Source organism: Vibrio sp. 704 (assembly GCF_033339295.1).
In genome coordinates this window covers 22,183-45,852 of the sequence record NZ_JAWOUH010000026.1, presented here as the reverse complement: position 1 = coordinate 45,852, position 23,670 = coordinate 22,183, and the positions used below count along the sequence as shown (strand labels likewise).

The window sequence follows — 23,670 nt, the reverse complement described above, 5'->3', positions numbered from 1 at the left end:
ATAGCTGATATTCACGTAGAGGACGTGAGAGGAAATATACCATATTCTCACGCCTCTCCATCAACTAAATGATGTTACTCATTATTTATAGCGGGGCTGAGCGACGTAATTCTTGAAGAACCAAATACCCAATGCAATCACGATTAACCATGGTAATAGTTTAAGTACCGCTCCAACCATTCCCAGTAAAAACATCACAACTAACGCAATACCAGTTGCTGCGAATACGGTCATCATTGTGATACCCGTAACCAACAAGGTCGCCGCAAAGACTAAAATAAAGATTAGCTCCAACATAATCACTTCTCCATTTGTTTTCAATAAACAGAGCAGTTTCCATACCAACTTACAGAAACGAAGTTAAGATTATGATTTTTAATAAAAAAACAAAGCCAGAGGCATTTCTGCACTCTGGCTTTATCATTCTTTAGTTGGTAATTTTAGCCATTCACTGGCGAATTTTACACATTCAATTCTTTTGGAATCTTAGCTAGCGCGTCTTGCAATACTTCTAGACCAGAACCTGGTTTGTGCGCATTTTCACTGATATGACGACGCCATTGACGAGCACCGGGCATGCTTTGGAACAAACCTAACATGTGGCGGGTAATATGACCAAGGTACGCACCTTTCGCTAATTGCGCTTCAATGTATGGATACATCTCTTCAACAATTTCGCTGCGTTTCTTCACTGGAGCATTAGAGCCAAACAACTCTTGATCTACCGATGCCAGTAAATATGGGCTTTGGTATGCTTCACGACCAATCATCACACCGTCAAGATGCTGAAGATGTGCTTTTGCTTCTTCTAATGATTTCACGCCACCGTTAATCGCAATCGTTAGGTGTGAGAAGTCTTGCTTCAATTGGTAAGCGCGTGGGTAATCCAATGGTGGGATCTCACGGTTTTCTTTTGGGCTTAGACCACTTAACCATGCTTTACGTGCGTGGATAGTGAACTGCTCACAGCCACCCTTTTCTGAAACAATAGAAACGAAATCCGTTAGGAATTCGTAAGAGTCTTGATCATCAATACCAATGCGAGTCTTGACTGTTACAGGGATATCGACCACGTCTTTCATTGCTGCGACACAATCCGCAACTAACTGCGGTTCAGCCATTAGGCAAGCACCAAATCGACCGTTTTGTACGCGGTCAGATGGACACCCCACATTTAGGTTAATCTCATCGTAGCCACGCTCTTGCGCTAGCTTGGCACACGTAGCCAAATCTGCTGGGTTTGAACCACCAAGTTGAAGGGCTAACGGATGCTCTTCTTCGTTATAAGCCAGGAAATCTCCTTTTCCATGAATGATCGCACCTGTCGTCACCATTTCAGTGTACAACAGGGTTTCTTTGGTCATTAAGCGATGGAAGTAGCGACAATGACGATCAGTCCAATCTAACATTGGTGCTACGGAGAGCCTGCAAGAATGAGTCATGATATAAACACCCGTTTTTATGTTGCCAAGGTCGAGCGCAGCAGTACGCTCAAAAAATAAGTCGGGTATTGTATACCCAAGCACCTCTGGGTGCTAGTTTCAGCGAGAATGATTTGGTTGGCTGACTAGCCAAGTGCTTAGGAATACGCAGAAGTAATACGAATCTGTCATTCGTTGATTCATTCTGTGATGATCATTCCGCCTTCACACCACCACCGACTTGCTTTAATTCATGATTTTCGTTTTGATAGTGGGTAAAATGAAGCATTTCTAAACGAACTTCGTATAGAAATGATTTATCATAGAGCACGTCCGATAGTTATGGTGAAAGGTTTGAACCCAACAATCATTGAACAAATTGAAAGTATCTGCGCAGAGCGTGGAGTACGACTGACTCCGCAACGCCGACGCGTATTTGAACTCATTTGTTCTAATCGCCGCGCCTCAAGTGCGTATGAGCTATTGGAGCAACTAAAAGAGAGTGAGCCTCAGGCTAAGCCGCCCACTGTTTATCGAGCATTAGATTTTCTCCTAGAGCAAGGCTTCATCCACCGAGTGGAATCGACAAATAGCTTTATTACTTGTTGTTCTTTCAATACTCAGCAGCACTTTTTCCAATTACTAATTTGCGATAAATGTGGTGATGTCGTTGAACTCGAAGATGAGACGCTGATATCCTTGTTAGCCGAAAACGCCGAGAAGCATGGATTCAAACTGACCAACCAAGTTATTGAAACTCATGGTGAATGCCAGGCCTGTTCCTCCGAGACGAAAGAAAAAGTATAGAAGAACGTTATGCGCGCTGAATTTGTAAACCCGTTTTTAGCTTCTTTAATGAACGTGCTAAAAACTATGGCTTCTCTTGAGCTGAAGCCACAAAAACCGCGAATCAAAAAAGATGAGATCGCACGAGGTGACGTTTCTGGTCTGATTGGTATGGTAGGCCCACAAACTCGTGGTTCAATGTCGATCACCTTTGATGAAGCACTCGCCCTAGAAATCATGCAGAACATGCTTGGTGAACGTCCAAATGGGCTCAATGAAGAAGTGACCGATATGGTGGGTGAGATCACCAACATGGTTACTGGTGGTGCGAAACGCATTCTGGCGGAAAGTGGTTTTGACTTTGATATGGCAACACCGGTTGTGGTTTCGGGCCGAGGTCATACGATTCGCCACAAGTGTGAAGGCTCAATTATTATCATGCCTTTCTCTTCCCAATGGGGAAATGCCTTTATCGAAATTTGCTTCGAATAAAAGAGAAAAAATAGGTTGGCACTGGCCAACCTATTTTGTTTTTGCCTCAGGCAATAAAAAGGTCAGCATTTGCTGACCTTTTCTTTATCTATTCAAACATTAAGCTTTGAACGCTTTAAATGCGTTGATTAGACCATTTGTTGAGCTGTCATGCGAGCTGATTTGAGACTCGTCTGCAAGCTCAGGTAGGATTTGGTTAGCCAGTTGTTTACCTAGCTCCACGCCCCACTGGTCAAAACTGAAGATATTCCAGATAACACCTTGTACGAAAATTTTGTGTTCGTACATTGCGATCAAGTTACCTAGCGTACGAGGCGTGATTTGCTTCACTAGAATAGAGTTTGTTGGACGGTTACCTTCAAACACTTTGAATGGCGCAATCGCTGCCACTTCTTCAGCATTCTTACCTACTTTCACCAACTCTTCTTTCACGGTTTCTTCATTTTTACCAAACGCTAGAGCTTCAGTTTGCGCGAAGAAGTTAGACATCAGTTTTTGGTGATGATCGCTAGCTGGGTTGTGGCTAATTGCAGGTGCAATGAAGTCACATGGGATAAGCTTAGTACCTTGGTGAATTAGCTGGTAGAACGCGTGCTGACCGTTGGTACCTGGTTCACCCCAAATGATTGGGCCAGTTTGGTAAGTTACAGCATTGCCGTCACGGTCAACGTATTTACCGTTTGATTCCATGTTACCTTGCTGGAAGTACGCCGCGAAACGGTGCATGTACTGATCGTAAGGCAGAATAGCTTCTGATTCCGCACCGTGGAAGTTGTTGTACCAAATACCGATAAGCGCAAGGATCACAGGGATGTTGCTTTCTAGATCTGTTGATACAAAGTGCTTGTCCATCTCGTGAGCGCCATCAAGCAGCTCAACGAAGTTGTCGAAACCTACTGCTAGTGCAATTGATAGACCGATCGCAGACCATAGTGAGTAACGGCCACCAACCCAGTCCCAGAATTCAAACATGTTCGCTGTATCGATACCAAATTCAGACACGGCTGTCGCGTTTGTTGAAAGCGCAGCAAAGTGCTTAGCCACATGAGCCTGATCACCCGCCGATTCTAGGAACCAATCACGAGCAGTGTGCGCGTTAGTCATGGTTTCTTGTGTTGTAAACGTCTTAGACGCGATCAAGAATAACGTCGTTTCTGGGTTAACTTTCTTCAACGTTTCAACGATGTGTGTACCATCAACGTTAGATACGAAGTGAAGGTTTAGATGATTTTTGTATGGCGCTAGAGCTTCCGTCACCATGTAAGGGCCAAGGTCAGAACCGCCGATACCGATGTTCACAATATCGGTAATTGCTTTGCCTGTGTAACCTTTCCATTCACCGCCGATAACGCGCTCAGTGAATGATTTCATTTTTTCTAGAACCGCGTTCACTGCTGGCATTACGTCTTCGCCATCTACCATAACTGGAGTATTAGCGCGGTTACGTAGTGCAGTGTGAAGAACAGCGCGACCTTCTGTTTGGTTGATCGCTTCACCACTGAACATCGCTTCAATTGCAGATTTCAGCTCGGTCTCTTTCGCAAGAGCAAACAGGTGCTTCAGAGTTTCCTCATTGATGAGGTTCTTTGAGTAATCGACTAGGATGTCTGAGCCGAAACGTGCAGAGTATTTGTCGAAACGCGCTGCGTCTTGAGCAAACAGCTCTTTAAGATCCATATCTTGTGCAGATTCGAAATGCGCCGTTAGCGCTTTCCAAGCTTGTGTTTGCGTTGGATTGATATTTTTCAACATGGTCTTTATCCCGATGTTACAGTAGGTTCCATTCCTTACAGTCTAGCGAAAACTGTGGAATCCCCGATTTAGCAAATAGAATATAAATTAGATGTTTGGGCAAATTGCCACAAAACAAGTCTTTGTAATTTTTTTTCAGGCGCCAATTATGACCGAGAGCTTTTACACTCACATTGAGTTAGGTCACGTTCCCTGCCCTGAAATTGAACATTCATTTACGATGACAAGAATCATATCATTTACTAATGACAGGCTCTAATTGGAATAGGATAGACGCCAATTTATAAATTTCCAAAGGAACACGTATGTGGGCACAAAAAACACTGCAATTAAAAGCGAGAAGCCGCGGTTTTCACCTGATAACTGATGAAATTGAACAACAATTACCACAAATAAACGAACTTTCAGTAGGTTTATTACACTTATTTATTCAGCACACCTCCGCCAGTTTGACCTTAAATGAGAATGCTGATCCAACCGTGCGTATGGACATGGAAGCGCACTTCAATAAGTTTGTGCCAGAGCGTGCTCCTTATTATCAGCACACCTATGAAGGTGACGACGACATGCCGGCACATATTAAAGCATCACTGCTTGGCAGTAGTGTGACGGTACCAATCCAAAATGGTCGATTAGCTTTAGGAACATGGCAAGGTATTTACTTGGGTGAGCATCGAGACTTTGGTGGCGGCCGCCGCGTTATTGCTACGATTAACGGTGAGTAGATAAAACAAAGGCTAACCTTGGGTTAGCCTTTCGTTGTTTATTTGGAGTATTCCATCTCGACGCGAGGCGTTAGCTTAGTCACGAGTTCATACGCAATCGTACCAATGTGACCCGCCACTTCTTCTACTGGGAGCTCTTTCCCCCAAAGAATCGCTTCGTCGCTGACTTTATCCGTTGCGTCTGGTCCCAAATCGACCGTCAGCATATCCATGGAAACTCGACCTGCAATAGGTACTTTACGGCCATTAACCCACACCGGCGTACCGTTTGGAGCACTTCTTGGGTAACCGTCGCCATACCCTACAGCGATGACCCCAACTTTTGTATCTCGCTCACTGGTCCAAATACCACCATAGCCAACACTTTCGCCCTTCTTCACTTCACGTACCGCAATAAGGTGGGATTTAAGTGTCATGACAGGCTGATACCCAAGATCTTGCGCCGTTTTGTCATCGAATGGCGACACACCATACATGATAATACCCGGACGAACCCAATCTAAATGGCTTTGAGGCCATGCCAATAACCCCGCAGATGCCGCCAGTGAACGTTCCCCTTGGCAACCAGAAGTCAACGATTTAAACAGCTCAATCTGTTGTGGGGTAATATCGCTATCCAGCTCATCTGCACAGCCAAAGTGGCTCATGTAACGCAACGGTTTCGCTACATTTGGACACTCCTTCAGCCGCGTTACAAAGTCGTCATATTGTTCAGGACGAACCCCAAGGCGGTGCATGCCACTGTCAATCTTCAGCCACACGACAACCGGAGTTTCAAGGTCTGCTTGCTCCAAGGCGATAAGCTGCTCTTCACAGTGCACCACGGTTTGGATGTTGTTCGTCACAAGAACAGGTAAATCACCAGGAGAGTAAAAACCTTCTAGCAATAGAATCGGCTTTACTACTCCACAAGCGCGCAGTTGCAATGCTTCTTCAATGCGAGCCACGCCAAACGCATCCGCATGGTTAGCATGTTTTGCGACATGACGTAATCCGTGACCATAACCATTGGCCTTGACGACAGCCATCACTTTACTTTGTGGCGCTTGAGCTTTTACGCGCTGTAAGTTGTGCTGCAACGCAGACAAATCAATGCACGCCTTGGCCGCTTTCATATAGCTCATGGAATTACTCATCATCAATATCGAATGCAGGACCCGCGTAGTTGTCGAAACGCGAATGTTGACCTTGGAAAGTGAGGCGAACAGAGCCGATAGGACCGTTACGCTGTTTACCAATAATGATTTCGGCCGTACCTTTGTACGGACTATCTGGGTGATAAACCTCATCACGGTAGATGAACATGATCAAGTCGGCATCCTGCTCGATGGAACCGGATTCACGCAAGTCCGAGTTTACTGGTCGTTTATCCGCACGTTGCTCTAGGGAACGGTTTAGCTGCGACAGTGCCACAACAGGCACATTTAGCTCTTTTGCCAGCGCCTTAAGAGAGCGAGAGATCTCAGCAATCTCAAGAGTACGGTTATCGGTTAACGAAGGCACGCGCATCAACTGAAGGTAGTCGACCATGATCATCGATAGACCGCCATGTTCACGAGCGATACGGCGAGCGCGCGAACGCACTTCGGTCGGAGTTAGACCAGAGCTATCATCAATGTACATATTTTTCTTCTGCATCAGGATACCCATAGTAGAAGAAATACGCGCCCAATCTTCGTCATCTAGCTGACCCGTACGGATCTTGGTTTGGTCTACACGAGACAAAGAGGCCAACATACGCATCATCAACTGTTCAGCTGGCATCTCTAACGAGAAAATAAGTACGGGCTTTTCTTGTTGCATGGCCGCATTTTCACACAAGTTCATCGCAAAGGTCGTTTTACCCATCGATGGACGCGCTGCGACAATCACCAAATCAGAGCCTTGCAAACCTGCGGTTTTCTTATTGAGATCTGTGAAACCGGTATCGACCCCCGTAACACCATCTTGTGGCGTTTTATACAACAACTCGATACGTTCTAACGTCTTTTCGAGGATGTTGTCGACGTTTTGTGGTCCTTCGTTTTCACTAGTTCGAGACTCGGCGATAGCAAAAACTTTACTCTCCGCCATGTCTATTAAATCTTCAGAACTGCGACCTTGAGGGTCATAGCCCGCGTCCGCAATTTCATTCGCGACACCAATAAGGCCACGAACAATCGCACGCTCAGCGACAATATCAGCATACGCATTGATGTTAGCTGCACTTGGCGTATTCTTCGCCAAGTCAGCGAGGTAAGCAAAACCGCCTACATCTTCTAACAACTCGTGACGCTCTAGATACTCCGATAAAGTAATAAGATCGAGAGGTTTACCCGCTTCAAGAATGGTTTTTACACCTTCAAAAATCAGGCGGTGTGGACGACTATAGAAATCACTGCTCACAACACGTTCGGCAACGGTGTCCCAACGTTCATTATCCAGTAAAAGACCACCAATTACTGATTGCTCGGCTTCTAGTGAGTGAGGTGGCACTTTGATTGCGTCGACCTGACTGTCTGAAGGTTTGCGATTTCTGTTTTCCGCCATGACTTTGCTCGATAACTACTATGACCCACGATTATAACCTTAACCTAACTGAGATGCTTCCCCGAAGCGACAATTACTTGTTAAGAAATCATCATGTGAACCACCCAGGTAATAGCCTGGTTCTTCCGCCTAGCTCTAATAAAAATTAACCTACCATTGACCCAACCAAATATCTGTATCAGTATCATGCCCCTCCTTTTTGATTACGTTCGAGGTTGATGTGTCCCGATACTGGTTACTTAGCTTTAGCCTACTGTGCGCTAGTGCATCGTATGCTGACGAATCAGTACAGCCAGAGCAAAATATTGATGTACCCGACCCACTAAAAACCGAGGTGGAGTTCGGCTATCAAGCTCACACAGGTAACACGGACTCTCGTTCCCTGAATGCTCGTTTGAGTGCTGAATATACGTCAGGTCGACACCGTTCTAATGGTGAATGGAAGTACTACAACTTGTACAAAGACGGTGAAGAAGACAAACGCTCATCCACCTATTCCCTGCAGAGTGACTACAAGTTAGGCCCTAAGACGTATTTGTATGGCAGCTTTAAAGGAGTGGATTCTCGCTACAGTGCTTATTTTAAAGACTATACGTTGTCAGGTGGTTTGGGTTACCAGTTCTCCTACACTGAGAACTTCATTTTAGAGGTAGAAGTAGGCCCTGGTTTTCGCTATCAAGAGCCAAACTTAGACGAAATAGATGATGACGATATTGTCTTTCCCGATATCGTTAGAGAAGGCATTTTTCGAGGAAATATCAACACAACTTGGCATGCGTTGGATAATTTAAGTTTCGCAGCTGATATTACGTTGGTAACAGGTAGAAGTAACACACGTACTGATAGTGAACTCAGTGTAACCAATGATATTACTGAAGATATTGCACTGAAACTGGCGCACTCTCGTCAGTATCACGATAAAGTGCCTGAAGGCTTAAGCAAAGCGGACAGCGTATTTTCCGTTAATTTACTTTTCGCTTTTTAACCCTTTTTCTCTCAGTTTTAGAAATAAAAAAAGCACCTCCGAGGAGGTGCTTTTTAGTATTTCGTCTTGATACTGAATTACTCAGCAGCAACAACTTGTAGGTTAACTGTCGCGAAAACTTCAGAGTGAAGTTGAACGCTGATCTCGAACTCACCAGTGTTACGTAGAGCACCTTCAGGAAGGCGAACTTCGCTCTTAGCAACTTCAACGCCTGCAGCTGTGATAGCGTCAGCGATGTCACGAGTACCGATAGAACCGAATAGTTTGCCTTCGTCACCAGCTTTAGAAGCGATAACTACCGCTTCTAGAGCGTTAACTTTCTCTGCGCGAGCTTCTGCAGCAGCTAGTTGCTCAGCAACTTTAGCTTCTAGTTCAGCACGACGAGCTTCAAACATTTCAACGTTAGCTTTAGTTGCCATAACTGCTTTACCTTGTGGGATAAGGAAGTTACGAGCGTAGCCAGATTTAACGTTTGCAGTATCGCCAAGACCACCTAGGTTACCAATTTTATCAAGTAGAATAACTTGCATTGCTTAATCCTCTTTCTTAATAAAATGAACCGATTACTGATGCTTGTCAGTGTACGGTAGTAGAGCTAGGTAGCGTGAACGCTTGATAGCACGTGCTAGTTGACGCTGGTACTTAGCGCTTGTACCAGTGATACGGCTAGGTACGATTTTACCAGCTTCAGTGATGTAGTTTTTAAGAGTTGCTACGTCTTTGTAATCAATCTCTTGTACGCCTTCTGCAGTGAAACGGCAGAATTTACGACGACGGAAGAAACGAGCCATGGGCTATCTCCTGATCTTAAATTTGAGTAATGTTGTCGGCGTGTAACACTAATTTTCCCACGCCATTTCGGCCGGTTTGATAAGTGACAAAACCACTTACCTTAATGTTACTGCCTTGAACTAAATTCTGAGTTAGTGCTTGTGACCCAAGCCCGCTGACGACTACCGGCATACGACAATAAACTTGTCGAGGTAAGTCAGCTTCGATAATAGTAGAGCGATGCTCCAGCCAAAACCGACAGTGTTCAATGCCACCAGGGCTTTTACTACGAATGGGCGGTTTGGCAATGGTGCCGCTCAGCTCCATTCGATTGGCCATAAGAAAACTTACTCAGCAGCTTCTGACTTAGCTTCAGGCTTAGCTTCAGAACGCTCTTCACGACGTGGAGCACGCTCTTCTTTTTGCTTAAGCATGATAGATTGCTCAGTGATCGCTGCTTTAGTACGCATGATCATGTTACGTAGAACTGCATCGTTGAAACGGAAAGCAGTTTCTAGCTCATCAATTACAGCTTGGTCAGCTTCAACGTTCATAAGAACGTAGTGAGCTTTGTGAAGCTTGTTGATTGGGTAAGCCAGTTGACGACGGCCCCAGTCTTCTAGACGGTGGATTTTACCGCCAGCTTCAGTGATTGAACCAGTGTAACGCTCGATCATGCCAGCAACTTGCTCGCTTTGATCTGGGTGCACCATGAATACGATTTCGTAATGACGCATTGGTTGCTCCTTACGGATTATTCAGCTTCCACAAATGGCTCAGTCGTCCAGAGGAAGCAAGGAACTAAAGATAATTGACTGAGTTTAAGGAGCACGAATAGTACAGAAAGGGCGTAAAATAGGCAAGTGATTATTTGCTCATCGCAGCGGATATTTAATTTCTTCTAATACTAGAAAACACAAAGGCTGCCAACAACATGGCAGCCTTTAAAATCAGCGTGTTATTGCGCTGGATTATCGGTGCTTATTTAACTTCAGCTAGTTCAGCGCGCATTTGATCGATCACTTGTTTGTAATCTGGCTCACCGAAAATCGCCGAGCCTGCAACAAACATGTCTGCGCCCGCTTCTGCAATTTCACGAATGTTGTCAACCTTCACACCGCCATCGATTTCTAAGCGGATATCACGACCAGACTCGTCAATCATCTTACGAACGGCACGCAGTTTATCTAGTGTATGAGGAATGAATGATTGACCACCAAAACCAGGGTTTACCGACATCAGTAGAATCATGTCGACTTTATCCATAATAAACTCAAGACTTGCAAGTGGCGTTGCTGGGTTTAGTACCACACCAGCCTGACAGCCGTGCTCTTTAATTAACTGCAGTGTACGGTCTACATGATCAGAAGCTTCTACATGGAACGTAATCATCGACGCACCCGCTTTTGCGAAATCAGGAATAATACGGTCAACGGGTTTCACCATTAGGTGAACATCGATTGGCGCTGTGATGCCATAATCGCGTAGTGCTTTACACACAGGCGCACCAAAAGTCAGGTTTGGTACATAGTGGTTATCCATAACGTCGAAATGCACCACATCCGCACCCGCTGCGAGTACTTTTTCTACATCTTCACCGAGACGAGCAAAATCTGCCGATAAAATGGATGGAGCAATAAGAAAATCTTTCATACCTGACCTCAGTAGTAATGAGCAAACAATCTGCGCGCAATTCTACCGAAGCCAGTGGGGAGATCCACTATTTAGATATAATAGTGTGAGAATTAAGAGCTTGATTTATCCATGTCTGGGGCATGAAAAAGCGCAAGTAGCTCATCAACTTTATTACGACCGTTACCATTACGGCTAATGGTACGCTTTACTTTTACCACATTAAGATCCGCGCCGTGATACAACCGACGTGTCAAGGTAGTGTCGTGGTTAGAAATCAACACAGGAATGCCACGTTCAGTCGCTGTTCTTTCAGCAATGTCGGCTAATGCAGCTTGGTCGTCCAACGTGAAACCATTACCTGCGTATGAGGTGAAATTTGCCGTATTTGAAAGCGGCGCATAAGGTGGATCGCAATACACGACGCTCCCTTTGCGCGCACGACGAAATGTTTCAGGATAACCTTCACAAACAAACGTAGCTTTTTTGGCTTTTTCTGCAAAAAACTCCAATTCCGCCTCAGGGAAATACGGCTTTTTGTAAGAGCCAAACGGTACATTGAAGCCACCTTTTTTGTTGTAACGGCATAGGCCATTAAAACCAAAGCGGTTCATATACAAAAACGCTAAAGAGCGGTACATCACGTCATCGGTTTTATTAAACTCAGCGCGAATGTGTAGGTAGGCTTCTTTGCGGTTGTTCTCAGCGACAAACCAACGCTTCGCTTCAGAGATATACTCTTCAGGGCGTTCTTTCAGCAGGTTGTACAGATTGATCAAATCTGGATTGATATCTGCAAGTAGATAATGGTCATAATCGGTATTCAGAAACACTGAGCCCGCACCAACAAAAGGTTCAACTAGCTTTCGAGCCGGCGGCAAATGACGTTGGATGTCTTCAACCAGTCCGTATTTTCCTCCTGCCCATTTAAGAAAGGCTCGTTGCTTTTTCATCTACTGCTCTATCTATCGACCAAAAATTAAGGCTGCGGAATGTAACATATTTTTCAGGGAAGCTCAGGTTTATTTCACTCGTTCAATTTCACGGTGAACCTGACGGAGTGATTTTGCCCAAGGACTCACCGACTTAACCGAATCTGGCAAGCTTGCGACGGCATCACGAGCCATTTGAATTGTCGGATAATCTTGATATGTGATGATATACCACTCGGTGTCATTACGAACGGTAGGATAAATTCGCACTTGATTATTCAGTTGATGCTCATTGAGAAAGGATTGTACATCTTCCATTGAGGTCATAGCCGCGAGTTGTAAAGTATAAGCTCTTGGCGATAGCGCTTTTAGTTCTTCACGAGCAAATGAAAATTTCACAACAGGTTGGTTTGCCTCACCCTCTTCTGACTGAGCAGGTGCTTGCGTCATATCTTGATTCGGTTTTACGACTTTAATCAAAGGGGAGCTAGTTTCATCGGCGGTTTCTGTCTTCTCAGTACCTACGACATCATCAATCGCTTTTGTGTCTGCTGAATCAGCTTTACCTTCAAGCAATGCATCGACCACATTCGACTCAATCACCACTCTTTGTTGATTGTCATCACTGCCTACGCTCGCTACTTCTTCTGTCACTGCTGGCGGTAATGAATCAGAATCATCAACCGCACCAGACTTATCAAGACTGCTAGAGCCATCGGTTACAGGAATCAGTGAAGACTGCGCTGCACTGATTCCTGACTCTTCAAAAGTTGGAATAGCCGTTTGCTCTAAACTGCCAGCAATTTGCTGCGCTTTATCATCAGGACTTGGTTGACTAAGCATCCACCAATAGCCACCAGCAGCAAGCAACAGTAATACTAATACCACCAACGCAATATTCAGGGGTGAACCGACAATCGAGCGGATAATGATCCTTTTTTCCACTTTCATCTCTCCTAACGCCATGATGTCACCCGGTACTGGGTCGACTTTTTTAAATGCATCTCGAACCCGTTTCTCAGACTCATCATCGACGTAGCGCGCAACAAGTGACTCAAAGAAACGACGAGCTTCCACTTCGGACAACATATCAATATCAAGCTCAACAGGCTTTATCTCTTGTCCATAACTGAGACGTGCTAGCAAACCTTCTAAACGTCCAGACTGTGTAAACAGTAGGATATTGATGGTCCAATTTGGCTTATGGTGCGCCTCTAAGACCAGCATCCAAAGCTCAGAGATAAGTGTCTCACTCAATAAATGCGCATCATCTACAACAATTGCAATGTCACACGGCTCATCACCTAAAAGCCTTTCAAGGCTATCAAGTAAAGGCTCTTGCTGATTAAACAATGCGTCTGAAACCAGTTGACTCAAAATAAGGACGCGATGCTGCACATCGTCTTGATTAGAATGACAAAGTAACAAACATTGATTCTTGTTACTGGCACCCACTTCAAGGTATCGCTGCGCTAGCCAAGATTTCCCGTACCCATCATGACCATTAATCGCAATGAGATTGGAACCAAAGTTAGTCAGTAGACCTAATCTATCAAGCAACTCGATTTGAGAATCTAATTCCAGTACGTGAGCAACACTCATCTAATAACCTTAATACACTACAAGAATGACGCCCAAAGGCGCCATTACAAGGTTAAATATCGCGACCGAAGTCTATCGCCTGTTTGAGTACGTCTTGCGTCGTATCAGCAATTACCTCGGCAGTGCCAATGCCTGTAGGCAAAACCAATCGTAATTGACCAGAGAGGACTTTCTTATCTCGCATCATGTGCTTGATGAAGTCATCGAAATTCATACTGTCTGGAGTATGCACAGGCAGTTTTGCACGACGCAAAATCGCAACAATACGCTCAAATTGCTCTTCCGAGATCAGACCGCGTAGATGCGACGTTTTGGCCGCCATAACAGTGCCGGAAGATACCGCTTCACCATGCAGCCAATTGCCATAGCCAAGTTCCGCTTCAATCGCATGACCAAAGGTGTGACCTAAGTTAAGCAAAGCACGGATGCCCGATTCTTTCTCATCCTGAGCCACCACTTCCGCTTTTATTTCACAGCAACGTGCGATCGCATAAGTTAGTGCTTCTTCATCCAACGCATACAAGCGCTCAAGATTGTCTTCTAACCATACAAAAAAATCTGCATCGTAAATAATGCCGTACTTAATGACTTCGGCGATACCCGCAGCGAACTCACGTTCAGGCAACGTCGACAGGCAGTTCGTATCAATGATCACGGCTTTAGGTTGGTAAAACGCACCTATCATGTTCTTACCCAACGGATGGTTAACCGCGGTTTTTCCACCAACCGAAGAGTCCACTTGGGATAGTAATGTGGTCGGTATTTGAATAAAGTCGACCCCACGCTGGTAACAGGCAGACGCAAAACCCACAAGGTCGCCAATAACACCACCACCTAACGCGATGATCACAACATCACGAGCATAACTCCCTTCCAGTAAGAAGTTCATTACTTGATTAAATACATCCAAGTTTTTGTACTGTTCACCATCAGGCAATTCTAACAAGGATGCACTACAACCGAGCTGCTCGAGTTGCTTTAAAATTTTGTCTGCATACAAAGGCGCCACTGTGACATTACTGATCACAACAACTTTTTGTTTTGCATTTTTGTTTGAGAGAACTTGAGAGAGGTACGCCGGGTCCTCAAATAACCCGGCGCCAATAGAGATTGGGTAGCTACGCTCAGCTAGGTTGACCGTAATCCGTTCCATCGGTTTGCTCCAATTAAAAAAAAGATAAAGACTTATCTCTCTTCTAGCATTTTTACGATCTGGTTGGCTACCACTTTTGCACTTTGATCGTCAGTGCGAACAGTGTAATCCGCTACTTCTTCATATAAAGGATTACGTTCTTCAGCTAATTGCTCCAGTACTTCGCGAGGGTTATCCGTTTGAAGTAAAGGACGCTTCTTGTCGCGGTTTGTACGCGCAAGTTGCTTTTCAATCGTCGTTTCTAAGTAAACAACAACACCACGTGCCGAAAGACGATTGCGGTTTTCTTTGCTCTTAACAGAGCCACCGCCAGTCGCAAGCACGATGCCTTGCTCTTGTGTTAGGTCTTCAAGTACCGCTTCTTCACGCTTGCGGAAGCCTTCTTCACCTTCTACATCAAAAACCCAAGAGATGTCTGCACCAGTGCGTTCTTCGATCACTGTATCGGAGTCAACAAACTCCATATGCAGTTGCTGTGCTAGATGTCTACCAATTGTACTTTTGCCGGCGCCCATTGGGCCAACAAGGAAAATATTACGTTTCTCAGCCATGTTTAGCAGTAATTTACAACATTGATTCAATAAGATCGCCACAAGAAAACACAGCTAAACTGCTGTTCTACAAGGCTTGTGGCACCAGTTCCTCACAGATAATTCGTGATAAGACCCGAAATTATCCAAGCATGGTGCCACTATTGCAACTTTATTTTTGATTTAATCAGTTTTTCCCGAGACAGAACTACTGAATCACCACCTTAGGCGTGACGAAAATTAACAGCTCACTTTTGCCAACATTCTCATAACTTCGACGAAAAAGAGCACCTAATAGCGGCAGGTCGCCCAACAAAGGCACTTTGTCCACCGAGTTAGTAATGCTGTGCTGAAAAATACCACCAAGAACGACCGTTTCACCGTTATTCACTAACACTTGCGTCCCGATACGTTGAGTATCAATCGCAACAGCTTCACCAGTGCCTGTCTTCACGACTTGTCCTGGTCTATCTTGCGTGACACTTAAATCCAATACTAAGCGGTTATCCGGTGTGATTTGCGGGGTTACCTTCAAACTTAATACCGCCTTTTTGAACGTCACCGTCGTTGCACCACTTGATGATGACTCTAGGTAAGGAATCTCTGTACCTTGTTCGATATAGGCAGGTTTCTTATTGGTAGTGATCAAACGTGGGCTCGAGATAATCTCAGCTTTAGACTCTTGTTGCAGCGCAGAAAGCTCAAGATCCAACAAGGTGTCTGAACCTAACTTTGCGACCTGAAAAGCAATGCTGGTCGCATTCGGGCTGGTTGCAGCTAAGTTTACATTTAGGAAGTCATCGATCCCTACTCCATCACCGTCACCACCGTCATCACCCCCTTCTCCATTATAGAGACCGATCGTGGCGAGGTTGTTCTCAATAGAACCACCCACTGTATTACTGCCATTAATAGACGTAAAACCCCAACGAATCCCTAACTCGTCCATGTTACCTTCATTGATGGTCACAATACGCGCCTCAATTTGAACCTGTTTAACTGGAATATCCAAAGACTCAATAATTTCTCGAATCACCTCGATGTTTTCAGGTAACTCTCTAATCAATAACGAGTTAGTTCGCTCATCAATGGTCATACTGCCGCGCTCTGACAGCATGCTGATATTTCCTTCACCATTGATCATCTCCGCAATGTCTGATGCTTTAGCAAAATTAACTTTGATGATTTCAGATGAAAGCTCTCCCATTTCTTCCGTCAATTTTTGTTTTTCTAACTGCTGCTTCTCACGCAAGTCCAGCTCATCAGTCGGAGCAACTAAAATCACGTTGCCATCAACACGCTTATCTAACCCCTTAACTTGCAAAATAATATCCAGCACTTGCTGCCAAGGGACACCATCAAGACGAAGCGTGAGGTTGCCTTCTACAGAGTCGGAGACAACCAAATTGAATTGGTTGTAATCAGCAATAAGCTGCAAGACGTTTCGCACAGGAATATCTTGGAAGTTAATCGAAATAAGCTTACCTTCTCTTTCTAAAATGCTTTTATCTGGGGTTTTCTCATTGGGTTTGATCTTCGCTACTTTGATTTCCAAAAAACGCCCCGTTAAACGGTAATCATGCATGTATTCTTCATTGATGTGCGCAACCAAGCGCGTCGTCGAGGTGTCGCGAAACACTTCTACGCTCTCAACCACAGTCGAAAAGTCTTTCACGTCTAGGAGATACAATTGCTCGTCTTTTACTGAAGTGTTAAGCAAATCGATACTTAACCCTTCCTGTACACGCTTGATATCTACAATCGCGGCCGGTGACGCCAATTCGACGACAATCACGGCGTCTTTATCTTTATTAGTTCGAAAGTCGATACTTTTTAGGGCATTGGACGAAACTTCTTCAGCTGCCGCTAAAGGGGCTAAAAATACAAACAACCATAAGGAGAAGAGCCCAGTAAGTATCCTTGGTGTACGTGTTAATCCTTGTCTCATTTTCATTACTCAATATCAAAAATAAATGGGGCTATCTCAAAGCCAACTTAACTTTACGTTTTTGCCAACATCCTAAGCCGTCGGGCAACGTTTCATTAATCAACAAATAGGAGTGGCTGACATGTGTCACTTTGCCATTATTGCGTCCGAGGTATTGACCCGGCTTAACTTTATAGACGGTGCCATTGGGAGCCTGAACGAGGCCAGAAACCGTGTTATCCATGCCCATGACACCTTTCAAACGTAATTGGCTTAATGGGAATTTTTCTAATTTGCCAGTTCGCCTTCTTGAGGGCGGTTGCCAACAATCTTTTCTTGCAACTGGCTGAGTCGCGATGGTGGCTTCTTTGGGTAATTCAAAGGGTGCACGCTGTACTTCCGGTGCGTACGTGACTGCAACATACTTGTCTGCGGGCTTAAGCTTCTCGACCTCTCGACGCGCCTGTGTTTCCACTCCTCGAATAAAATCCGTCAATGATTCATCATTCGCCTGGCAGCCCATCAATAGAGAACCCATCAGTACCAGCAACAAAGACTTACTTGTCATTTTTCGTCTCCTCCGGCTTAAACTGATAGGTATTAGCACGCACCCGAAAGTGCAGGGTTTCGCTCTCTTGGCTGACACGTTGCCAAGTCACATCTTTAAACGTGATGATTCGAGGTAGCGTCGCTATTGCCTGAGAAAAATGGCCGATGTCATGAAAGTCGCCCGTTAACTCTATGTTTAAAGGGAGACGATAAAGGAAGTGCTCTGATTGTTTTTCGCCCCAGTCGATTCGGGTGAAAGTCAGCTTATTGTCGATGCCAAGCTCATTCACTGAAGCGAGCATTGTAGCCAGCTCTTTTTGCGCAGGCAGTTGTTGCAGTAATAACTCGTAACGAGTGGTAAGTTCATCCAATTGAGATTGAAGCTGAGGCAACGCTGCCACTTTGTTCGCTTTGATCTTCAATGCCACCTTGAGTGTCTGCTCCTGCTGAATCAAGTGATTCAACTGTTCGTCTTTCGGTTTAAGGTAAAACCAATAACCTAAGCCTTGAATCGCCATGATCAGAAGTGCGATTACTACAATCTGGGGCAACAATGGCCACTCGGCCATTTCATCTATTTCGAGATCCTGCCAATCAACCACGTTGAGCCTCCAATTTCTTCTCCGTTACTTTGAACATGAAAGACACTTTGAATGTTTGAAACTCTTTCCCAAAACGGGCTTTGCCGTGAACGATGGAATGCATTTCTACGTCGTTCAACTTGGCCGAGCGCTCCATGTTGTCCAGCATCGTGGCAAGTTTTGGAGTGCTATCAGAGATCCCAGAGATCTCAATTTCCAGATCATTCATTTTGATCTTGTCGACATATACACCTTCAGGGATAACGGCAGGCATTAAGTTCATGAACTCGGTCGTTTTGTTTCGTCCGTTTTGTAAACCTTCAACGACCTTTAGACGTTCGAGGATTTTGCTGTGCTCTAGCTCTGCAATTTTCATTGCTTCAATACGCTGGTCGAGTTCGGCAATGTAGTGAGTGAGGTAATCGAGCCGCTCCTGTTGTTGATCTTGTTGGTACTCAAAAAACTTTCCAATACCCCACTGGATGCCAACAGCGACCAACATGCCTAATGCGACCAAACTGATGAAACGACGTCGGTGCTCTTCTCTTTGATTCTCTCGCCAAGGAAGTAAATTAATGCGATAAAGCACGGGCGCCTCCTAGCCAATGAATGCCACGAACGGCCAGTCCGGCTGCTGTTGAGAAATGCTGCCAATCCACAGCACGACGCTTACGCTTAGACACCTTCATCTCAAATAGCCCTAGCGGATTTAGCAATTCACACTCTAACGACAATTGTTGAGACAACTCCTCTGCGAGCATGGGAGTGGAGGCCCCTTCCCCTGATAACCAGATACCCTTGATGTTTTGTGAGCCATTGATTGAGGTATAGAGCTGCATCTGGCGCTTTACTCGCTCTACGATTTGACGGTTAAACAGCTCTGTTTTCTCCTGAGCATCATCGGACAGAAAATCGACTGGAGAAGCGCTGTTTACTCCGCGTGTGCCGTAAGCAAACTCTTTGTGAAACAGTTCACCTTGTTCGGTAAACATGGTGAAGGAGCTCGATAAGGTGCCAATATCGAGTAAGCAGTATTTGTTTTTGTCAGGAAAGCGATCGGCGGTGAGCTTCCAGATATGACCAAGGCTTTGCGAATGCACGTCCACTAAAACAGGTTTTAGTCCGGACTTTTGTAATGCATCGACTCGGCCTTCTACCACATCTTTTCTTGTCGCAAACACTTGATAGCTATCACTGCCACTCTGCCCGCCCTCAGCGCGAAGACGAACGAAGTCTAAACTCAGCTCTTCGACAGGGAATGGCGATTGATGAGAAAAGGCTTGTATCACTGCAAACTCAACTTCACTCTCTTCAAGATTTTGTTCTATTTGCAGTTTCTTGCTAATTACCGAGTTATCAGGAACTGAAATCGCAACTTTTTTAGCGCCAAAAGGCAGTTCTTTTTTTATCTGCTTGAGGGTCTTTACAATTTCTTGATGATTTATGGTGTTATTTTCAGCGACAATACCTTCCTTTAGTAATATTTCTTTGTAACCCAACAGAGCGTAATTGTTGCCTGTGGGTTTAAGTACTACGGCTTTGAGGCTGTTATGGCCTATATCGATGCCGGTAACGATTAGCTTATCCATCTCTTACTCTCGCTCCGAAATTTCTTCGTGCAAAGGTTGTTATTAGCATCCAAATAAGAGTTAATATCTCTTATGTGCTAAATTTTTGACCTAAGAGTACAAGGGTTTGCCGTTACACAGCCTCAACCAATCAGGGATTCTCCGGTGAAGTTCATAAAGCGTTTATTATTTTTAACATTGATTTGCATAATTCTTGGAGTCACCACAATATTTGGCTTCTATCAGTACGTGAAGCCTGAATTGCCAGATGTTGCAACTCTAAAAGACGTTGAATTACAAACACCTATGAAGGTGTTTAGTCAAGACGGGAAGCTGATCGCACAGTTCGGTGAAAAGCGTCGTATTCCTGTTACTTATGACGAAATTCCTCAAGACTTAATTCACGCGCTCATCGCAACCGAAGATAGCCGTTTCTACGAGCATCCCGGTATCGACCCTATCGGCATCACTCGTGCAGCTGTTGTTGTTGCGGTTTCAGGCTCGGCTAAACAGGGTGCAAGTACGATTACGCAACAGCTAGCTCGTAACTTCTTCTTATCTAATGAGAAGAAGATCATGCGTAAGATTAAAGAGATTTTTATTGCTATCCATATTGAGCAGCTTTTAAGTAAGCAAGAAATCATGGAGCTTTATGTCAATAAAATCTTCCTTGGTTACCGCTCATATGGCTTTGGTGCTGCCGCTCAAGTGTATTTTGGCAAGAGCCTTGATGAATTGACGTTAAGTGAGATTGCAACACTCGCTGGTATGCCAAAAGCGCCATCAACCATGAACCCAATTTACTCTCTTGAGCGCGCAACAAAACGCCGTAACGTTGTATTAATGCGAATGCTTGATGAGAAATACATTACACAAGAGCAGTATGACGAAGCACGCAATGAACCTATTGTGGCGCGTTATCATAGCGCTGAAATTGAGCTTTCAGCGCCTTACGTAGCAGAGTTGGCTCGTGCATGGGCAGTAAAAGAGTACGGTGAAGAAGAAGCTTACACCTCTGGCTTGAATATCTACATGACTGTGGACTCTAAACTGCAAGATGCTGCAAATACGTCTGCGGTAAATAACCTCTTGTCATACGATGAACGTCATGGCTACCGTGGTGCAGAAAGTGTGCTTTGGAAAGAAGGGGAAGCAGCCTGGGGCAATGAGCAAATAGAAAAGCACCTGAAGAAACAGCCAACTTATGGTGACCTTTACCCTGCGGTTGTGACGAAAGTCGATGATAAGACGGCGCAAGTATGGGTTAAGAACCATGAAGAGCAAACCATCCCTTGGACTGGAATGCACTGGGCGCGTAAGTACATTACCGATAACCGCCAAGGCTCAACACCAAAGTCAGCGCATGATGTGCTAGCGACAGGTCAACAAGTTTGGGTTCGCGAAGTAAGTGAAACCGATGAAGATGACAACACAACACTGAGCTGGAAACTGAGCCAAGTGCCGACAGCAAACACCGCGTTTGTTGCGATGAACCCAGAAAATGGCGCGATATTGTCGCTGGTTGGTGGTTTCAACTTTGTTCACAGCAAGTTTAACCGTGCAACCATGTCAGTGCGTCAGGTTGGTTCAAGTATCAAGCCTTTCATCTACTCGGCAGCAATTGACAAAGGACTGACTCTAGCCACTTTGATTAACGATGCGCCGATTAACAAGTGGGATGCAGGTTCTGGTTCAGCTTGGCGACCAAAAAACTCACCACCGACTTATGGTGGTCCAACGCGTCTTCGCCTCGGCTTAGCTCAATCAAAAAACGTCATGGCAGTACGTACACTCCGTGAAGTTGGCCTCGAGGAGACACGTCAGTACCTTACTCGTTTCGGTTTTGATATTAACCAAGTACCACGCTCTGAGACCATCGCACTCGGAGCTGGCAGCTTAACACCAATGAAAGTGGCACAAGGTTACTCTGTGTTTGCAAACGGTGGTTATTACGTTGAACCATTCTATGTAGAACGCGTGGAAGATGCATTCGGTGAAGTACTGTTTAAAGCCAACCCAAAGAGTGTTTGTCATAAGGATTGTCCACAAATGAGCGAGCAGCCAGAAAATCGCTACGCTGATGAATTTGGCGAACAAGACGTCGCAATTGACGGCCTTGCAACAGACAATGCCCTTGAAAATGATGAACCTCAATATGCACCGCAAGTTATCTCCGAACAGAATGCATTCTTAATGCGTGAGATGATGTACAGCAACATTTGGGGTGGCGGTAACTGGCGTGAAGGCACAGGTTGGAATGGTACAGGCTGGCGCGCGCAAAAACTTGGTCGTCGTGATATCGGGGGTAAAACGGGTACAACGAATGATTCCAAGGATGCTTGGTACAATGGCTATGGACCTGGTGTCGTTGCGATAGCTTGGGTTGGCTTTGATGATCACTCACGTGCACTTGGCCGCACCACTGTTAACAGCAACCTAGGGCAAGGCCAAATTTCTGGTGCCGAGTCGGGTGCGAAAACCGCAGAGCCTGCTTGGATTGACTTCATGCGTGTTGCGCTAGAAGGGACGCCGGAGCAAGGTAAAAATATTCCAGAGGATATTATTCGAGTTCGTATTGATCGCAACAGCGGTATGCTAACGCACAAGGTAGATAGCACATCAATGTTCGAATACTTTGAAAAAGGCACGGAGCCTACCGAATACGCTGGCGACCGTTTAGAAGATAGTATTTACTCTTCAGGCTCTGGCGCAGAAGAACTGTTCTAAATCACAAAAGCACAAGGGAGAGCATCAAGCTCTCCCTTTTTTATGTCTGCTTCTTATGCTGCAGCATTCAATGATGGATAAGAAGCCAACACCTCTTTAATCTTCGCTGCTAAAGCTTCAAACCTAGCTCGTAATGGTGAGCCCGGACGATATACGAGAACGATATTACGCGAGGGTGTTGGGTTAACAGCTGGTACGTAGCATACGCCATCTTTTTGCTTCTCATTAGGGATAGAAAGCTGAGGCAATAACGTAATCCCCGCACCGGCAGCAACCATATTGCGTAACGTCTCCAAGCTGGTGGCTTTAAAACGCTCATCGTCTTTTGCACCAGCGGCAAAACAAAAACCTAACGCTTGATCTCGCAGACAGTGGCCGTCTCCCAACGCTAAAACGGTTTTACCATTCAGCTCCAACATATCAACATGGTCGAGAGAGGCCCACTCGTGGTCACATGGCACTGCGACACTTAATGGCTCTTGATACACTTCGATCTCTTTAAATGGCGCAGTTTCATCAACCGAAGCTAAAACTAAGCAATCTAGTTTGCCTTCTTCCAATTGACGCACTAATTGATGTGTTTGAGCTTCGTGCAGAAATAGCTCCAGCTCAGGAAATGCTTCTTTTATCTGCGGCAGAATTTTGGGTAGTAGATAAGGCCCAACCGTCGGGATGAAACCAATATGCATCGGTCCAGTCATGGCTCCGCTTTGACCGCTTGCCATATCTCTGAAGGTTTTCACTTCACTTAAGATGCGTTTAGCCTGCTCCACCAGCTGTAACCCTGAATCGGTAAACAAAACACGTCGGCTGCTTCGCTCTAAAAGCGTGGTCCCGAGTTCGTCCTCTAGTTTACGAATTTGCCCACTCAATGTTGGCTGGCTAACAAAACATGCCTCTGCCGCTTTGCGAAAGTGCTTATGTTCCGCAAGTGCAACTAAGTACTCAAAATCTCGAATATTCATACTTCACGCTTCGCTTCTTTAACAATAGCTAATACCTATCAAA

25 protein-coding genes are annotated in these 23,670 nt (G+C 45.1%); 5 read left to right on the top strand and 20 right to left on the bottom strand.

The features are described from left to right. Window positions 1–81: 81 nt before the first annotated feature. Window positions 82–297 (bottom strand): envelope stress response protein PspG, encoded by a 216-nt coding sequence (gene pspG, locus R7R24_RS22285; protein WP_005381266.1) that lies wholly within the window; start codon window positions 295–297, stop codon window positions 82–84. 164 nt (window positions 298–461) lie between these two features. Further along, a complete protein-coding gene (gene dusA, locus R7R24_RS22280) occupies window positions 462–1,442 on the bottom strand; it encodes a tRNA dihydrouridine(20/20a) synthase DusA (RefSeq protein ID WP_017821727.1) in 981 nt (326 codons plus the stop codon). Window positions 1,443–1,763: 321 nt separating this feature from the next. Between dusA and zur the strand changes: the two genes are divergently transcribed. Together zur and R7R24_RS22270 are read left to right on the top strand one after the other, a co-directional pair. Further along, window positions 1,764–2,228, top strand: coding sequence for a zinc uptake transcriptional repressor Zur (gene zur / locus R7R24_RS22275; protein WP_005381268.1), 465 nt, complete (start codon window positions 1,764–1,766; stop codon window positions 2,226–2,228). Between the two features lie 9 nt (window positions 2,229–2,237). Beyond that, a complete protein-coding gene (locus tag R7R24_RS22270) occupies window positions 2,238–2,699 on the top strand; it encodes a chemotaxis protein CheX (RefSeq protein ID WP_005381269.1) in 462 nt (153 codons plus the stop codon). Between the two features lie 99 nt (window positions 2,700–2,798). Here R7R24_RS22270 and pgi read toward each other — a convergent pair whose 3' ends face one another. Then, window positions 2,799–4,451 (bottom strand): glucose-6-phosphate isomerase, encoded by a 1,653-nt coding sequence (pgi, locus tag R7R24_RS22265; protein ID WP_005381270.1) that lies wholly within the window; start codon window positions 4,449–4,451, stop codon window positions 2,799–2,801. 305 nt (window positions 4,452–4,756) lie between these two features. Here pgi and R7R24_RS22260 point away from each other — a divergent pair, with 305 nt between their 5' ends. Then, complete coding sequence (locus R7R24_RS22260) at window positions 4,757–5,176, top strand: secondary thiamine-phosphate synthase enzyme YjbQ (RefSeq protein WP_005381271.1); 420 nt, start codon at window positions 4,757–4,759, stop codon at window positions 5,174–5,176. A gap of 38 nt (window positions 5,177–5,214) precedes the next feature. On the opposite strand, the gene alr is transcribed toward R7R24_RS22260, so the two are convergent. Continuing rightward, window positions 5,215–6,291 carry an alanine racemase gene (gene alr / locus R7R24_RS22255; RefSeq protein WP_005381272.1) on the bottom strand — a complete coding sequence of 359 codons (1,077 nt, stop codon included), beginning with the start codon at window positions 6,289–6,291 and terminating at the stop codon, window positions 5,215–5,217. A gap of 13 nt (window positions 6,292–6,304) precedes the next feature. Further along, window positions 6,305–7,705, bottom strand: coding sequence for a replicative DNA helicase (locus R7R24_RS22250; protein ID WP_005382759.1), 1,401 nt, complete (start codon window positions 7,703–7,705; stop codon window positions 6,305–6,307). A 220-nt stretch (window positions 7,706–7,925) separates the two neighbouring features. Here R7R24_RS22250 and R7R24_RS22245 point away from each other — a divergent pair, with 220 nt between their 5' ends. Beyond that, window positions 7,926–8,690 carry a DUF481 domain-containing protein gene (locus R7R24_RS22245; protein WP_005381276.1) on the top strand — a complete coding sequence of 255 codons (765 nt, stop codon included), beginning with the start codon at window positions 7,926–7,928 and terminating at the stop codon, window positions 8,688–8,690. Window positions 8,691–8,767: 77 nt separating this feature from the next. Here the strand turns inward: R7R24_RS22245 and rplI are convergent, their stop codons facing one another. The 14 genes from rplI to pilM all read right to left on the bottom strand — a co-directional run bounded on the left by rplI (window position 8,768) and on the right by pilM (window position 19,956). Then, window positions 8,768–9,220 carry a 50S ribosomal protein L9 gene (gene rplI / locus R7R24_RS22240; protein WP_005382760.1) on the bottom strand — a complete coding sequence of 151 codons (453 nt, stop codon included), beginning with the start codon at window positions 9,218–9,220 and terminating at the stop codon, window positions 8,768–8,770. A 33-nt stretch (window positions 9,221–9,253) separates the two neighbouring features. After that, window positions 9,254–9,481 carry a 30S ribosomal protein S18 gene (gene rpsR / locus R7R24_RS22235; protein ID WP_000090472.1) on the bottom strand — a complete coding sequence of 76 codons (228 nt, stop codon included), beginning with the start codon at window positions 9,479–9,481 and terminating at the stop codon, window positions 9,254–9,256. 16 nt (window positions 9,482–9,497) lie between these two features. Then, window positions 9,498–9,800: a primosomal replication protein N gene (gene priB / locus R7R24_RS22230; RefSeq protein ID WP_005381298.1), complete on the bottom strand. Its 303-nt coding sequence runs from the start codon at window positions 9,798–9,800 to the stop codon at window positions 9,498–9,500. A gap of 8 nt (window positions 9,801–9,808) precedes the next feature. Beyond that, complete coding sequence (rpsF, locus tag R7R24_RS22225) at window positions 9,809–10,198, bottom strand: 30S ribosomal protein S6 (RefSeq protein WP_005381299.1); 390 nt, start codon at window positions 10,196–10,198, stop codon at window positions 9,809–9,811. A 244-nt stretch (window positions 10,199–10,442) separates the two neighbouring features. After that, window positions 10,443–11,114, bottom strand: coding sequence for a ribulose-phosphate 3-epimerase (rpe, locus tag R7R24_RS22220; protein ID WP_005381300.1), 672 nt, complete (start codon window positions 11,112–11,114; stop codon window positions 10,443–10,445). A 92-nt stretch (window positions 11,115–11,206) separates the two neighbouring features. Further along, on the bottom strand, window positions 11,207–12,046 hold the full coding sequence (locus R7R24_RS22215) for a Dam family site-specific DNA-(adenine-N6)-methyltransferase (RefSeq protein WP_005382762.1): 840 nt from the start codon (window positions 12,044–12,046) through the stop codon (window positions 11,207–11,209). Window positions 12,047–12,115: 69 nt separating this feature from the next. Continuing rightward, complete coding sequence (locus R7R24_RS22210) at window positions 12,116–13,627, bottom strand: SPOR domain-containing protein (protein ID WP_025768079.1); 1,512 nt, start codon at window positions 13,625–13,627, stop codon at window positions 12,116–12,118. A 52-nt stretch (window positions 13,628–13,679) separates the two neighbouring features. Beyond that, window positions 13,680–14,780 (bottom strand): 3-dehydroquinate synthase, encoded by a 1,101-nt coding sequence (aroB, locus tag R7R24_RS22205; protein ID WP_005381318.1) that lies wholly within the window; start codon window positions 14,778–14,780, stop codon window positions 13,680–13,682. Window positions 14,781–14,812: 32 nt separating this feature from the next. Then, window positions 14,813–15,331, bottom strand: coding sequence for a shikimate kinase AroK (gene aroK, locus R7R24_RS22200; protein WP_005381319.1), 519 nt, complete (start codon window positions 15,329–15,331; stop codon window positions 14,813–14,815). Between the two features lie 187 nt (window positions 15,332–15,518). After that, window positions 15,519–17,264 carry a type IV pilus secretin PilQ gene (locus R7R24_RS22195; RefSeq protein ID WP_025768080.1) on the bottom strand — a complete coding sequence of 582 codons (1,746 nt, stop codon included), beginning with the start codon at window positions 17,262–17,264 and terminating at the stop codon, window positions 15,519–15,521. Between the two features lie 25 nt (window positions 17,265–17,289). Next, window positions 17,290–17,805: a pilus assembly protein PilP gene (locus tag R7R24_RS22190; protein WP_005382766.1), complete on the bottom strand. Its 516-nt coding sequence runs from the start codon at window positions 17,803–17,805 to the stop codon at window positions 17,290–17,292. Next, window positions 17,795–18,388 (bottom strand): type 4a pilus biogenesis protein PilO, encoded by a 594-nt coding sequence (locus R7R24_RS22185; protein WP_017633532.1) that lies wholly within the window; start codon window positions 18,386–18,388, stop codon window positions 17,795–17,797. Before R7R24_RS22185 ends, R7R24_RS22190 begins: the two co-directional genes overlap by 11 nt. After that, the gene (locus tag R7R24_RS22180) at window positions 18,381–18,956 is read right to left on the bottom strand and encodes a PilN domain-containing protein (protein WP_054579557.1); all 576 of its coding nucleotides are present in this window, start codon (window positions 18,954–18,956) and stop codon (window positions 18,381–18,383) included. Before R7R24_RS22180 ends, R7R24_RS22185 begins: the two co-directional genes overlap by 8 nt. Beyond that, window positions 18,940–19,956, bottom strand: coding sequence for a type IV pilus biogenesis protein PilM (gene pilM, locus R7R24_RS22175; RefSeq protein ID WP_005382774.1), 1,017 nt, complete (start codon window positions 19,954–19,956; stop codon window positions 18,940–18,942). Before pilM ends, R7R24_RS22180 begins: the two co-directional genes overlap by 17 nt. Window positions 19,957–20,100: 144 nt before the next feature. Between pilM and R7R24_RS22170 the strand changes: the two genes are divergently transcribed. Continuing rightward, a complete protein-coding gene (locus R7R24_RS22170; RefSeq protein WP_025768081.1) occupies window positions 20,101–22,662 on the top strand; it encodes a penicillin-binding protein 1A in 2,562 nt (853 codons plus the stop codon). Window positions 22,663–22,715: 53 nt separating this feature from the next. Here R7R24_RS22170 and oxyR read toward each other — a convergent pair whose 3' ends face one another. Continuing rightward, window positions 22,716–23,627: a DNA-binding transcriptional regulator OxyR gene (oxyR, locus tag R7R24_RS22165; RefSeq protein WP_005381326.1), complete on the bottom strand. Its 912-nt coding sequence runs from the start codon at window positions 23,625–23,627 to the stop codon at window positions 22,716–22,718. Between the last annotated feature and the right edge of the window lie 43 nt (window positions 23,628–23,670).